We start from the raw sequence: 13,578 nt of genomic DNA, 5'->3' as shown, positions 1-13,578 counted from the left end.
CATCGGCCCTCCGGGGCCGATGAGGATCGAAACTTGTCTTCCGCGGGGCGCAATCTCGGCCACGGCGGAGTGGCATCGGCCCTCCGGGGCCGATGAGGATCGAAACCGCACCTCCGGGTCGTCCAGGAAGCTCCGCAGCCGTAGTGGCATCGGCCCTCCGGGGCCGATGAGGATCGAAACTCACACGCCTGGAGCAGGTCACCGGCCGCGAAGCCAGTGGCATCGGCCCTCCGAGGCCGATGAGGATCGAAACCTGTCCAGCGCGCGAGCCTTGGACCTGGCCCGCGACGGTGGCATCGGCCCTCCGGGGCCGATGAGGATCGAAACGACGACGTGCCGGTCGAGCTGGATCCGGTCGGTGAGGTGGTGGCATCGGCCCTCCGGGGCCGATGAGGATCGAAAAATCCAAAGTGGACAGTCGGGCACGCTGTATCTGCTGGGGGTGGCATCGGCCGCGGGGTCGGTGAGGATCGAAACCGCGACGTGCAGAAGGCCACCGCCGAGCACTCCGAGATGGCATCGGCCCTTCGGGGCCGATGCTGTCGCGGCAGTTCCGGATCTCCAGCAAACGCTGTATGCCTTCGCTACGGCACACCATCCCTCAAATCATGCGAGTTAGCGGGCTAGCCGGCTCGCGTGACGTCGAGGAGTGCCGGGTCGGTGGCTTCTAGGGCGTCCATGAGCGAGTCCAGGCCGGATGTTTGCGCTTGGCTGACTTCGGTGCCGGTGAGGGGGATCAGGGTGACGAGCTGGACGGTGACGGTGCCGTCGCGGGTGATGGCGTCGAAGGCTTCGTCGAGGTAGGGATGGCCGGTGGCGAGCAGCCCGTGGATCTGGGTGCGGTCGAGGATCGGCGTCGTGTTGGGGATCAGCTGCGGCACGACAGGCCCGCGGTCGGTGGCGAGGATCTGCTCGAACAGCACTGTGACGAGCTGCGCGGCGGCTCCGTCTTGGCCGGGCAGGACCGAGCAGACGAGTTCCTGCGGTTTGAGCGCGGCGACGTCGAGATCGGAGAGTCCCCGGGTGGCGAACGTGACGAATTCTGGCCGTTCGTAGCGCCACAGTTCGACGCCCCGGTCGAGCTGGGCGGCGCGCTGGCCTTCGCCGAGGAAGCGGGTGAGGTGCTCGGCGAGTTCAGGCTGGGTCACGGGGCGAGCAGCTCCTTCAGATCGTCGGGGAAGCCGAACTGGCCCTTCGCCCGGTCGCCCGGGGTCCACCCGTGCATGTCCGCGCTGGCTTTGTCAGCGCCGCGGTCGAGAAGGAGCCTGATCATCGCGCCGTCCGGGCTCTGCCGCCACCGGTTGACCGCCAGGTGCAACGGCGTGATCTCGCGATCTGCGCGGGCCTCGATGTCCGCCCCGGCGTCCAGCAGCGCTTCGGCGGCGTCCACCGCGCCGTTGTCGACGGCGAAAAACAAGGGCGTCCACCGCGCGCGCTGTTCGACAAGATCCACGGCGACGCCGGCGTCCAGGCGTCGGCGGAGCGTGTCGACGTCGTTGGCCTTTGCCGCGTAGTGCAGTTCGTCGCGCCCTTCGCGGTCCAGTTCGCTCATGACGTGGTCCTCCCTTGCGCCCGACCGTACATGATGATCACGGCGGCAATTCGTATTCGTGGCTTCTGTTCGCGACGCGGTCTTCGACCCGGTAGCGGCCGGGCTCGTTCTGGTCTTCGATGACGCGTTGCCGGTCGTAGCCGCCGGCTTCGGCTTCCTGTTTGTAGCGCCACCACTCGTCCCCCGGGCGGTGTCCCATGTCGTACTTGCCCTTTTCGGGGACTGTCATGCCGTTGGGATCCGGTTTGCCGTCCTCCGGGTTGACCTTGGTGAGGCTGCCGTCGGGGTTGTGCTGCGCGGGGATGATCTTGCCGGACGCCTCGCATTCGAAGCCCTGGCCGTCAGGGGTTCGGGGCGCGTCGCGGATGATCGCGAGTTCGGTGCCTTTGCGGAGCTTGACCCGGTTGCGGGTGGGTTCGTAGACCGGTTTCGGCACCGGCGGCGGTGGTTCGGCCGGGCTGCCGTGGCCGTCGGGTTTCGGTTCGCCGTGCTCGCCGCTGCCGTGTTTGTGCAACAGGCGGCTGGCTCCTCCGGTCGCGAGCCCGACCAGGATTTCGCCGGTGACCTTGCCCAGCGCGCGGTCGCCGCGCCCGGCGGCCCAGTCGTCCCAGGCCACCATCTGCTTGAACGTCTCGACCGGGTGGGCGAGGTTGTCCGCCATCGCCGCTACCGTCTCCGCCGGATCCGCTAGCAGGTTGTACAGCGACTCCCCGGCGCCCTTGAGGCTGTCCCAGATGCCGCCGAAGAAGTTCGCGTCGGCTTGTTTCTGCGAGTCCTGCGGCGCGAGTTCGGCCTCGGCCCGGATCGCCTGCGCGCACCGTTCGCCCTCCCCCGCCAGCTGCTGGCGCGCTCGGGCGAGCATGTCCCGCGCGGCCTGGCGGCTCGCTTCGCCGGGGTCCTGGAACGCGGGCGCCTGCACCACCGTCGGGTCGCCGTTCTGGGCGTTGGCGCGAGTCCGCGCGTCGGCGTCGGCGACAGCTCGGTCGTGCTGGGACTTGGCCTCCCTGGTGGCGTTCTCGCCCTTCTCCCACTGCGCGATCGCCTCCGCGGCTTGTCCTTGTGCCCAGGCGAGGCAGTTAGCGAGATCAGTCAGCGCGAGCGCGGCGTTCTCCAGCGATTCGCCGGCGTCGCTCCACCGGGGCACCTCGGTCTGGTGGTCCTCGCGGAACTTGTCCGCGGCCGTGCCCTGCCACGCGCCGGTGTCGATCCGGCGCAGCTGGTCGGCGGCGGCGGTCGCGTCGCGAGAGCGGGCGTCCAGCACCCGCGCGTTCTCGAACACTGCGTCCGGATCACCCTCGACCAACGCTTTCGGGTCCGTGGTCTCGCCGAGCTCGGCCACCTCAGACCGCCCCCGGCGACGGCGCGTCCGGCGTGACCGCGTCGAACCCGGGATCGACCTTCAGCGCGCCGGTGTTCTCGTGCTCGACCGCCCGGTACGCCTTGGCCGCCTTGCCCAGCAGAGCGCCCATGTCGTTCGCGCGGTCGGACAACGCGTCCATGCCCACGCTCCACCGGCCGCAGAACTCCGCCAGCGCGTCGTGCACCCCGCCGTGCCCGTACATCGGCGGCTCCCCGCACAATCCGCGCAGCTCGAAATCGCTCTGCGCGTGCGCGACCGCTTCCATCTTCGCCGACGCGCCCTCCAGCGCGTCGACCTCGACATGAAACCCCGGACCGTCCATCCCCTGCACCCCCTCTACCCCCGAGCCGGTCAGCCACGGGCCGCCAGCGCGTCGGCCCACGCACGCGCCACGACCTCCGGCGGCGCCATCCGCGCGACGATCGGGAACCGGTGCGCCTCGTCCGGATCGAGCATCACCCCGACCCCCGGCGGCACCAGCTCCAGCACATCCGCGCCCGTCGCCGCGAAGTAGTCGCACTCGCCAACATGCCGCGCCAAGCCCTCCAGCGACGAGAACACCGGCATCCACGCACCACGCGCCCCGAGATCAGTCACCAGCAACCGCCCCGGCTCCGCAGGGCGTTGCACGAACACTCGCTCACCGGCGAAAACGTCCATGAAATCGGCCACGCCCCGCGCGCCGCTCCACATCTCGCGGGCAACCTCCGCCAGACGCGACGCACTCCCCTCGTCGCCCTCCACACTCGGTACGATACCGACCGTCACTTTATGGATCAACCAAAGTCCAGCCCTGCGGGGAGACCCAAGAGACACGCCGATCTTGCAGCCGCTCCGACCAGGACTCGCGTACCGCGCATGAAAAGGCCCGCTCGGTCGAGGGGGAGGCACCGAACGGGCCGAGGTTCGAATGTACGGTCAGAACCTCCTGTTTCATGCGTGGCAGACTGAAATTCACTCGTCCGGCCGACCATCAGCAAGAAGCCAGGAGCTTCTCGCTGATCTCCAGTTCGGCAGGCCAGTCACCACAGCTTGCAGAGCGGCTTGGCCCCGGAATACGCAAAGTCCCGAGAGGCCGACCGCATAGCACCTGCGGGTTGTTGAGCGCCCAAACGAGTTCCTGCAGCCGCGAGAGCCCCGCCGCACCAGCATCGTCGGCCTCAATCGAACCTGCCTTCTCTACCGCAGACTCAAGCTGGCTGGCCGTCGCGACTATCCACAGTTGTCAGCGAAGACCGTGTTCGACGATCCCGGCGGCAGCAGGCCTGCCACGATCGTCTCTCGCGACGGGCCCGCTGCCAGAACCGTGAATTACTTCTTGCTACGCCCGCCCGGTATTGGGGCGCGACCAGGCGAAACGCCGCAGGCACGGTGTCCGCGGCGCTGGGCCAGGCTGAGCACGACGAGCGCCAGTTGGCCGCCGATCCCTAGGGTCGCGGCTATCGCGGCAGTCCCGGTCAGCACGACGACGATCAACAGCGCGAGCCGGAGAGTGACGGGCCAGGACTGCAACAGACGTTCCAACCGGCCGAGCCATGTCGTGTCGGCGAGTTCATGGCGTCCGCCACGTCCTTTCCCGCGTTTCGACGCGGTCACTGACGGCGTCACCGCCGACGGCTTCGCCTTCGGTGCCGGATTACTCGACTTCCCGTCTCCGTTCTGCAGACCTGCCGGCGCGTTGTGGATGACTAGGGTGACACGCGGCACCCTGTTGGGTGACTTGCGCGGCGCTTCGTCTGGATTAGTCGGCGACGCGCCATCTATAGTGGTCACGCTGTAACTCCTCTTTCCGTAGGGGTGGGTTCCAGCAGAGTCGGCTCCCTGTTGCGCGCAGGGAGCCGCACCTATTTAGGCCCTGTTTCACAGGAAGCTTTTTCAGGCGCGGTTAGCGCAGTACTCCGACTCGTCAGACATTCTGCCGGGAACATGTCGCTTCGATCGCCCAGCACGGCAACGTGCGCCGAACGGCGGCTGCTTAACGCCGAACGGTCGATCTCGACGGAAGCAGCGAACACTCCGGCGTAACGCCGCGATTAGCTGCGCGACCTGACTACCCAGATGCCGAACGATTCACTCTTTACGTCGCACCATCGGATTCGATCGTGACGTGTGGTTATTTCCCAGGGTCGGCGTTGCTCTGTTCAGATGGCAGCACATACCACTCTCGGCCGATTCGGCGATTAGTCGCGAGCTACAGCTCGCAGCCGCCGACAACCTCGCAAGATGCGCCGCAGGTGAGGCGCCTAGGCCGTCCACCTGCACAGATGCCGCCGGTCGTGATCTACTGGGATGGCGCGCAAGAATAGTCGGGACCACGCGACTAATCGCAAGACTCAGACTCGGGGGAGGCTGATTCGATCATGACAACTATCGTTCAGGGGCACGCTGACGACGAAAGCCGGGAACGGTGGGCACGTTCCAGCTATTCGACGCCCAACAACAACTGCGTGGAGGTGCTCATCCTTCAAGCTGGCGTTCAAGTACGCGACTCGAAGGACGTGCAGGGCGGAACTTTGGCCCTCAGCCACGAAGCATGGAAGGCGCTTCTGTCCAGCATCATGCGCTAAGCTGTCATCACGGACAGTCGCACCAGACCCGGTCACGCGTTCTAATATGACCCGATCGCTGGACGCGGCTTTCTGGAATGTAGCTTTTGAGTGGCTCTCGGAGGGCGAGGGTTCCCTCGTGAGGTGAGGCGGAAAGAAGAAGTGCCACATGACGCCATCAAAGCCCGCCTAGAGGTCGGCAAGAGACTGAAGAAAGCGCGCACAAGGATCAACTGGTCTCAAAATCGCGCCGCAGCGGCCCTGGGATGCACCCAGTCCAAGATCAACAAGATGGAGAACGAACAAGTGGCGATCAGCCCTGGCGATCTGAGCCAGCTGCTGCATCTCTACAGCGTGCCCGACATCGAAGCCGACCGCATCCAGCTGCTGGCCGCGCAAGCGAGAGGCGGGCCGGTCGCAGGGGTAACCGCGAATCGCGACTACCTGAAACTGCTTGAGGCCGAACGCGAAGCCGTGGAGATCCTCGGTTGCTACACCGAGCGCTTCCCCAACCTGTTTCAGTCGGAGCCGTACATCGCGGAGCAGTACAAACTCGGCGGGGCGCTGCACGACATCACCTCCGTGCTCGACAGTCGCCGAGAACGCGAAGAGCTGTTCCAGATCGACAGACCGCCGCAGTATCGGGCGGTGTTCAGCCCCTCGTCGTTCTACCGGCTTCCCGGCGGCCGGAAAGCCGGGCTTGGCCGTGAGCAGATCGAGCATGTGCTGAGGATGATGAAAGACTACCGAGGGTACCTCTACGTGCATCTGCTGCCTTGGGAGGCGGAGGTGGCTTACGCGCCTCACGACCTGACAATCCTCAAGTTCGAAGGACAGGGCAAGGACATGGTGTACCACGAGTACTCAGGCGGCCTGGCCCGAATCTACACCGGGCGACAGCAGGTCAAGGCGCACATCGACGAGTGGGACAAGGTGTTCCTGCAGGCACTGGGCGTCGAGGCGACCAGGGAAGCGCTTCTGAAGATGCACCATGAAGCGCGGAACTGGTGAAGCCCGTGATCGTAACGACTGGCCAACAGCAAACCGCCCTCGACCCGCGCCACTCTCCTTGTTCGCTAACATCGGAGACTAATCCGGAAGGCGACGACGGGGAGGCCCGGCCGGTGTCCGAGGACAAGTCTGATCCGATTCGACCAGACGGTGTCGATCTGAATCGCCCGAGCGTAGCTCGGGTATACGATTATTATCTGGGCGGTACCGCCAACTGGGCGGTGGACCGTGATTTTGGCGATCGAGTGCTCTCGAAATTCCCGTTGCTGCGGGACATCGCGCTGTCCAATCGCCAGCTGCTGAACCGCGTGGTGCGGCATTTGACCAAACGGGGCGTGCGGCAGTTTCTCGACATCGGGGCCGGCGTCCCGACCGCCGGCAACACGCACCAGGTGGCCGACGAGACGCTGATCGAAGCAGGCGCGACACCGGATGTTCGCGTGGTCTACGTCGATAACGACCCCGTTGCCGTTGCTCACGCCAACATGCTCTTGAACCGTGAAGGCGACGCGTCCCGACAGGCCGTCATCGAGGCCGATCTCCGCAACCCGGACGAGTTATGGCGTGAAGCGATCGACACCCAGTTGCTGGATCCGAACGAGCCTGTCGCATTGCTGCTCATCGCGGTACTTCACGTTCATCAACCGGATGCCGACGGCAACGATATCGGCCCTGAATCCGTCGCGCGATTCCGAGATCTGCTGCCGCGGGGCTCCTATCTCGCGATCTCGCACATCACAGACGAGGCCGTCCCGGAAGCGCTATCCGCCAAACTGGCCGAGCTGAAACGGATGTACGACGAATCAAGTAGCAGCAACGCCATCTGGCGCACACGCGAACAGATCGCCGCACTTCTCGGAGATTTCGAGGTCATCAACCCTGGCTGGACGTGGACACCGGATTGGCATCCGGAGGAGGGCGGTCCGACCACACAACCGGTGGCGTTCCACGCATCGAATGAGGCAGTGGTGTGGACGGGCGTCGGCCTGAAGCCATAACGTGACCGACTGGTGGACAATGCAGTGCTGCTTTCGCCCAGCCGGGGCGCTGGGCAAGTTCGGCCCAGGCCAACGGTTTCGGAGTAGATCGTCATTGTGGTGATGTCGTGGGCCGCGATGAGCGGGATCGGAGACGTTCCCGGCGAGCTATCCGTCCGCAGGGGTGGGGTGCGTCGTTGATGCTGTTGCTGAGCAGGGCGTAGAAGGCCTGTGCGAAGGCGAGGCTCGCGCAAATGCCGTGCCTGCGCAGCAGTAGTTGCAGCCGGTGGGCGGTGTGGAGTCTGTCGGTCTCACCGATGCTGGCCGGACGAATGCTGGCGTGAGGCTCTCGGCCCTGGCTGCATCTGTCTCGACCGGCAGTTTCCGCAGCCATCGGTTCGCCAGCACCGCCAGGCGTGACGCACCTGCGTGGACGACATCAACATCGCTGACCTGGCGGCGCAGGCTGCGGCTGCCGTCGGCGGCTACCTGGCCGCGATCGCCGGGAAGGTGGCCGACAAGGTCAAAGACGGCGCGGCCGCGCGGCTGTACGGGCTGATCGAACCGCGTCTGACGGGAACCGCTTCCGGAGCGGCCGCGCTGGACAAGCTGCGCGAGGCGCCACACGCGCAGGACCGGCGGCAGATGGTGGCCGCCGGCCTCCAGGACATTCGCGACCGCCGACCCGGGGTTCGCCGAGCAGCTCGCCCGTCTGGCCCCCGCCAGGGCAGAGGCGTTCGCGCAAATACTGGCTCTGGCTCAAAGTTCGTGACGGCTGGTGCCTGGTGATCGGCGGGTCGGCGGGGTCGATCATGTTGGTGGTGCGACGGTCGTGGTCTGAAGACGTTGTTCCCTCATCTCGCTCCGCTGGTCATCGGCCAGGTTGTTCGGCGAGGAGCGCGGGTCGAACTGCACGCGAGCGTCCTCCGGGCCGATGCTCGCCTGTTCTGGTTGCGGCACCCGTTCGGGCCGGGTGCACAGCCGCTGCCAGCGTTGCATCGCGGACGCCGCGGTCGGTGGGCAGGAGACCGTGATTCGGCTGCTGGTGCGGCGGCTTTTCTGCGACAACGCTGACTGCGCGAAGCGGACCTTCGTTGAGCAGGTCGTCGGCGTGGACGACTTCGCGTTCCGCCGCCGCCACAACTACGGCACCATTGTGATCGACATGGACACCCACGGGCCGATTGATGTGCTGCCCGACCGGCTCGGCGACACGTTTGCCGGCTGGCTGCGCGCGCATCCCGGCGCGAAGGCGGTCTGCCGCGACCGCGCCGGCAGTTACGCCGAAGGCGCGAGGCTCGGTGCACCCGACGCGGTCCAGGTCGCGGACCCGTTCCACCTGCTTTACAACCTCACGGACAAGGTGGACAGGATCGTGCGCGCCCACCGCAAGTGCCTGCACGATCGCCCCGCTGCGGAGGCCGTTGCCCAGCCCGAGCCACTGAATTCGGAGCCCGTCGAGGGCAGGCGGGCCGAGCTGACTCGCCAGCGGCACGCCGAGGTTCATGCCTTGTGGGACAAGGGCGTCGGGACTACGGCTATCAGCAAGGCACTCAACCTGGACGACAAAACCGTGCGACGCTATGCACGCGCGGAGACCGCCGGCGAACTGCTGACCCAGGTGGCCCGGCGCGGAAGCGACCTCGATGAGCACACCGGGTTTCTGGTCCAGCGCTGGCCGGAAGGCTGCACCAACGCCGCCCGCCTCGCCCAGGACCTGCGCGGTCGCGGCTACCGCGGCAGCGAACGAACGGTCCGGCGGCTCATCCAAGACCTGGCGCGACACCGCGACGCCACCGGCCGCCGTCTCGACGACCGCGCCGAAACCACGGCAGATCACCAGCTGGATTATCCGCCCTGCGGCCGATCGCGCTGACCAGGAGCAGGCCGATCTCGCCCGGATCCTCGAACGCTGCCCAGTCCTGCGCGGTCGACCAGCTCGTGGCCGACTTCGGCGGGATGCTGCGCGACCTCCGCGGCCAGCACCTGGACGCCTGGATCGCCAAGGCTCAGGCCAGCGGGATCTCCCAGCTGGACGGCTTCGCCGCCGGACTGCTCAAGGACGACGACGCCGTCCGCAACGGACTCAACCCTCGCCTGCAACAGCGGCGCTGTCGAAGGCGCCGTCTGCAAGATCAAAGCACTCAAACGACACATGTTCGGCCGCGCCGGATTCGACCTCCTCCGCCGCCGCATACCCCTCGGAAACCGACGCCACATCACGAACTTTGAGCCAGAGCCAGAACAAACTGACCGTTGACACTTCACCAACTGGACGGGTCTAGTCCACTGCCGCTGCTCCGCCGGGGTGAAACAAAGGGATATACCAGACATTTCAGTCGCATTGTTGTCACAAAGCAAGTGTCGGCGGCGATGAAGCCTCTTGCATGATCATGCTCCGCCGCGTCGTCTGGTGTCGTCCAGGGCCTGTAGACCTCGGGTCCGAGTGTTTCCGGCGCGGTTCGTGCTGCACTCATTTCGTTCGAGGGGAAGAATATGAGGCACAGATCTGCGTTGGCGGTTTCCGCCGTGACTTTGGGGGCGCTGGTGGTCGCTGTACCGCACGCGGCGTCCGCCGCGCCGCGCACGGTGGCGCCGCCGACGACGGTGTGGACGCCGCCGTCCACCGTGAACAGGACTCCGACCGGCGGGCAGCCGCCCGCGGCGAACTGGCGGCCGGGCTACAAGCCGGGCGCGGCCCCGGCGGCGGTGTCGGCGTGCGGGGCGAACGAGACGGGGTTGCTGCCGCAGTATCCGTTGGAGCGGTTCAAGATCTCCGACCGGATGGAGGCACTGGTCAACACCCACGACGGGAACCTGACCATCACGCAACGGCAGCTGACGGTCAAAGGCACCGGCGAGAACCTGTCCCTGTCGCAGGTGTACAACAACCAGCGCCCGGGCAACGGCGCCTTCGGCGCCGGCTGGACGCTCAGCCACGGCCAGGACGTCGGCCTGACGTTCAACGGCAGCGATGTGGTGCTGCACGGCGATTCGGGCTACTGCGCGACCTTCGCCCACCAGTCCGACGGCAGCTACACCCCGGCTCCCGGCGTGCACGCCGAACTCACGAAAGCTCCCGGCGGGAAATACCTGCTGACCTTCAACGGCTCCAACGAGACCTGGACGTTCAGTCCCGCGGGCTGGCTGGTCTCGGAGGCCGACCGCAACGGCAACACCGTCACCCCGCGCTACAACACCGACGGCACCACCGCCTCCATCACCGACACCCAGGGCCGCGTCACCACCTTCGGCTACGCCAACGGCCTGGTCTCGGCGATCACCGACCCGACCGGCACCACCGCGGCGACCTACCGCTACACCAACGCCGCCCAGCTGACAGATTTCACCGACCGCTCCGGCGCCTCGATGCACCTGACGTGGACCGGCACCGGCGACCTCGCCTCGATTCAGGACCCCAACGGCACCGCTTACAGCTTCGCCTACGACGCCTCGCACCGCGTCACCGAGGTGACGTTCGCGCGGCAGACCGGGCAGGTGAAGTCCACGTTCGGCTACGGCAGCGGGCAGACCACCGAAACCGACCCGAACGCGCACTCCGCGACCTACAAGTACGACAGCCAGGGGCGGCAGACCTCGGCCACCGACGCGCTCGGACACACACGCGCGCAGACCTGGACCGCCAACAGCGACGTGCACACCACCGTCGACGGGCTGAACAACAGCACCACCAACAGCTACGACCCGCTCAACAACCTGATCGGCACTCAGCTGCCGACGGGCGCGAAGACCAGCGTCGGCTACACCGACGCCGCCCACCCGCACCTGCCGACAGCGGTGACGGATCCGGCCGGGGACAAGGTCTCCCGCAGCTACGACAACGCCGGGAACGTCACGAAGATCCATTCCGACGGGTTGAACGCCGATCTGCAGACCCTGACCTACACCCAGCCGCTGGGACTGGTCTCGACCAGCGTCGACGGCAACGGGCACGTCACCCGCTACGACTACGACGCCGCCGGAAACCTCGCCACCGTCACCCCGCCCACCCCGCTCGGAACCACGCACTACACCTACGACTCGCTCTCGCGGGTCGCTTCGGTGACCGACGGGCGCGGGATCCGGCTGGATTACGGCTACGACAAACTCGACCGCGTCGTATCGGTTACGAAGCACAGCAACGGTGTCGTGCTGCAGGCGGCGGTCTACGACAACAACGGCAGTCTCACCCGCCGCGACACCGCCACCGCCACCCACGCCTTCGCCTACGACACCGGCGGGCAGCTTCTCGCCGACACCCGCAGCGACGACACCAGCCCCGACGAGCATCTCGCCTACGGCTACGACCTCGCGGGGAACCTCACGTCGATGACCGATCCCGGCGGAAAGACCGACTACGGTTACGACGCAGCGAACCGGCTCACCTCGCTGGCCGATCCGTTCGGGCAGACCACGACGTTCGGCTACGACAACGCCGACCGCCGCACCAGCACCACCTGGCCCGGAGCCGGCAGCCAGACCAACGGCTACGACAACTCCGGCCGCCAAACCAGCCTGACGGTCAAAAACACCGCGGGAACGCAACTGCTGCAAACCGGCTACAGCTACACCCGCCCCGGCGGCGCCGACTCCGACCAGATGCAGTCCAAAACCGACGCCACCGGCACCACCAGCTACACCTACGACACCCTGCAAAGGTTGAAGACCGCCGGCGCGACCGGCTACGCCTACGACAACGCCGGCAACATGACCAAACTCGGCGCAGCGAACTTCACCTACAACGCCGCCGACCAACTCGTCAACGACGGCCGCACCCGAAGCTACGACACCGCCGGAAACCTCACCGGCGCCACCAACCCCGACGAAACCAACAACTACAGCGACACCGGCCAATTCGTCTCCGGCAACGACGCCGCCGGCAACACCTTCGCCGCCACCTACGACACCCTCAACCAAACCCAACCCCACCAACTCGCTTACACCACCAGCGGCGGCACCACCACCGACCGGTTCACCACCACCGCCCTCGGCCTCACCCAAGCCGTCCACAACGGCGCCCGCACCAGCCTCGCCCGCGACCCCAAGGGGGCGATCGTCACCCAGAAATCCGGGACCGGGGCACGCTACAACGTCGTCATCGACTACCAAGGCAGCGTCACCGCCCTCATCTCCACCACCGGCACCGTGGCAGCGACGTATCGCTACGACCCCTACGGCGGGAGCACCACCACCGGACCCAACGCCGGAGACAACCCGTTCCACTACCTCGGCCAATACCAGTACGGTGTCGACATGCTGCTCGGCTACCGCTGGTACTTCCCCGGATGGGGCCGCTTCCTCACCCCCGACCCCACCGGACAAGAAACCAACCACTACGCCTACGCCAACAACGACCCCGTCAACCACAGCGACCCCACCGGAGCGTTGTCTTTTGCTGACTTCACCGGCGCGGCGGGTGCCTTGGTGGGCAGCGCGATCGGCATCGGAGCTGTAGCGGCCGGATGCACTCTTGCAGCCCCCGCATGCATCGCGATTGGCATCGGGGCCGGCGCAGTGTGGGGAGCGACCGGAGGCGGGCTCGGCGCGGCGGCGGGAGGAGGGAGCAGTGAGGAGGTAAAGAACAACTTTCTCCTTGGCACCGTCGGCGGGCTTGGCTATCTATTGACGTGAAAGAGGCAAGTTGTGGTAGCTCGAACACTGTTGGTGCTGACCTTAGCGGCAGGAGCCGCCACGGTTATCGTCTGGCTTACCGGACAGTCATATTTTGCAATACCATTAGCAGTGTTCGTCGCCCTCGGGGCAGGCTTCCTTGTGAGATACCGAAGCAGTAAACGAAACAGTTCCCAGAAGAACGACGATTAGAACCTTTCGCGTCTGGCTGGAAGCCGCAGGACTGTAGTTCGCGACTTTCGGCCAGACGCCTCACTGCCTCGGCCAATACCAGTACGATGTCGACATGCTGCGGGGCTACCGCTGCCGCTCTCCTGTCTCGCCTGGCGCGCATCGGGGACGCGCAGGAGAGCCTGCGGATCGCGGCGGCGCTACCGGGCCTGCGCGAGCGGGGCCCGGGATTGTTCACCACGACGAACTGTCCCGGCCGGTGCGAGGTGTGCGGGACCTGCCGCAACGATTGCGCCGACTGCCCCCGGTGCCGCGACTTCGACTGCGAGG

The 13,578-nt window shown here is 66.4% G+C and carries 13 protein-coding genes and 1 CRISPR repeat array (1 of these 14 running past the window's edge); of the genes, 6 read left to right on the top strand and 7 right to left on the bottom strand.

Annotated features, from left to right (window positions below; all coding sequences use genetic code 11):
- Positions 1 to 403: a CRISPR direct-repeat array (repeat unit 37 nt; unit sequence GTGGCATCGGCCCTCCGGGGCCGATGAGGATCGAAAC) (it extends 598 nt beyond the left edge of the window).
- Between the two features lie 220 nt (positions 404 to 623).
- The 6 genes from BM362_RS02435 to BM362_RS46745 all read right to left on the bottom strand — a co-directional run bounded on the left by BM362_RS02435 (position 624) and on the right by BM362_RS46745 (position 4,685).
- On the bottom strand, positions 624 to 1,148 hold the full coding sequence (locus BM362_RS02435) for a suppressor of fused domain protein (protein ID WP_093572074.1): 525 nt from the start codon (positions 1,146 to 1,148) through the stop codon (positions 624 to 626).
- Complete coding sequence (locus BM362_RS02430; RefSeq protein WP_093572073.1) at positions 1,145 to 1,552, bottom strand: ankyrin repeat domain-containing protein; 408 nt, start codon at positions 1,550 to 1,552, stop codon at positions 1,145 to 1,147. Before BM362_RS02430 ends, BM362_RS02435 begins: the two co-directional genes overlap by 4 nt.
- Positions 1,553 to 1,589: 37 nt before the next feature.
- Complete coding sequence (locus BM362_RS02425) at positions 1,590 to 2,891, bottom strand: putative T7SS-secreted protein (protein ID WP_093572072.1); 1,302 nt, start codon at positions 2,889 to 2,891, stop codon at positions 1,590 to 1,592.
- Position 2,892: 1 nt separating this feature from the next.
- Positions 2,893 to 3,234 carry a hypothetical protein gene (locus BM362_RS02420; RefSeq protein ID WP_093572707.1) on the bottom strand — a complete coding sequence of 114 codons (342 nt, stop codon included), beginning with the start codon at positions 3,232 to 3,234 and terminating at the stop codon, positions 2,893 to 2,895.
- Positions 3,235 to 3,263: 29 nt separating this feature from the next.
- The gene (locus BM362_RS02415) at positions 3,264 to 3,656 is read right to left on the bottom strand and encodes an SseB family protein (RefSeq protein WP_093572071.1); all 393 of its coding nucleotides are present in this window, start codon (positions 3,654 to 3,656) and stop codon (positions 3,264 to 3,266) included.
- 567 nt (positions 3,657 to 4,223) lie between these two features.
- The gene (locus BM362_RS46745; protein WP_143132361.1) at positions 4,224 to 4,685 is read right to left on the bottom strand and encodes a hypothetical protein; all 462 of its coding nucleotides are present in this window, start codon (positions 4,683 to 4,685) and stop codon (positions 4,224 to 4,226) included.
- Between the two features lie 587 nt (positions 4,686 to 5,272).
- Between BM362_RS46745 and BM362_RS02410 the strand changes: the two genes are divergently transcribed.
- The 5 genes from BM362_RS02410 to BM362_RS02390 all read left to right on the top strand — a co-directional run bounded on the left by BM362_RS02410 (position 5,273) and on the right by BM362_RS02390 (position 9,322).
- Entirely contained in the window at positions 5,273 to 5,479 is a 207-nt protein-coding gene (locus BM362_RS02410; protein ID WP_093572070.1) for a DUF397 domain-containing protein, read from the top strand.
- A gap of 123 nt (positions 5,480 to 5,602) precedes the next feature.
- Positions 5,603 to 6,469, top strand: a complete 867-nt coding sequence (locus BM362_RS02405; protein ID WP_167545187.1) for a Scr1 family TA system antitoxin-like transcriptional regulator — start codon at positions 5,603 to 5,605, stop codon at positions 6,467 to 6,469.
- Positions 6,470 to 6,582: 113 nt separating this feature from the next.
- On the top strand, positions 6,583 to 7,467 hold the full coding sequence (locus BM362_RS02400) for an SAM-dependent methyltransferase (protein WP_093572068.1): 885 nt from the start codon (positions 6,583 to 6,585) through the stop codon (positions 7,465 to 7,467).
- Between the two features lie 408 nt (positions 7,468 to 7,875).
- Positions 7,876 to 8,235, top strand: a complete 360-nt coding sequence (locus BM362_RS02395) for a hypothetical protein (RefSeq protein ID WP_093572067.1) — start codon at positions 7,876 to 7,878, stop codon at positions 8,233 to 8,235.
- A 145-nt stretch (positions 8,236 to 8,380) separates the two neighbouring features.
- Positions 8,381 to 9,322, top strand: coding sequence for a transposase (locus tag BM362_RS02390; protein ID WP_093572066.1), 942 nt, complete (start codon positions 8,381 to 8,383; stop codon positions 9,320 to 9,322).
- A gap of 210 nt (positions 9,323 to 9,532) precedes the next feature.
- On the opposite strand, the gene BM362_RS47230 is transcribed toward BM362_RS02390, so the two are convergent.
- Positions 9,533 to 9,709: a hypothetical protein gene (locus tag BM362_RS47230; RefSeq protein ID WP_167545186.1), complete on the bottom strand. Its 177-nt coding sequence runs from the start codon at positions 9,707 to 9,709 to the stop codon at positions 9,533 to 9,535.
- 233 nt (positions 9,710 to 9,942) lie between these two features.
- Here BM362_RS47230 and BM362_RS02385 point away from each other — a divergent pair, with 233 nt between their 5' ends.
- Entirely contained in the window at positions 9,943 to 13,077 is a 3,135-nt protein-coding gene (locus BM362_RS02385) for an RHS repeat-associated core domain-containing protein (protein ID WP_093572065.1), read from the top strand.
- Positions 13,078 to 13,578 lie beyond the last annotated feature (501 nt).

The sequence above is a fragment of the Amycolatopsis rubida genome, from assembly GCF_900115345.1.
Taxonomy (GTDB): Bacteria; Actinomycetota; Actinomycetes; order Mycobacteriales; family Pseudonocardiaceae; genus Amycolatopsis; species Amycolatopsis rubida.
Note: the sequence above shows the minus strand (reverse complement) of the source record. Positions and strands in the feature narration are given on the sequence as shown.